1 protein-coding gene is annotated in these 204 nt (G+C 78.4%); it reads left to right on the top strand.

What is annotated here, in order from left to right; genetic code table 11:
• The coding region (locus tag DW823_RS09980) for a hypothetical protein (protein WP_233543080.1) at positions 1-204 on the top strand (204 nt) is incomplete at both ends.

The raw sequence follows: 204 nt of genomic DNA, 5'->3' as shown, positions 1-204 counted from the left end.
GCCGCGCGCGACATAGCCGGCGGTGTCGAAAGGCTCGACGGCTACGTGCGCCTGCTCATCGAGGCCTCGCGCGGGTCCGGCGGGGCGGAGAGGGCCCCCATGCGGCCGGCCGAGCTCTGCGAGCAGGTCCTCGCCGAGGCCGCCCAGATCGCCCGGGCGCGAGGCGTGACGCTCGACGCGGCCACGGGCCCCGCTGTCGCGGGC

This window comes from Collinsella sp. AM34-10 (assembly GCF_003469185.1).
In the GTDB taxonomy this organism is placed as follows: Bacteria; Actinomycetota; Coriobacteriia; order Coriobacteriales; family Coriobacteriaceae; genus Collinsella.
This window is presented reverse-complemented; position numbering and strand designations above follow the sequence as displayed.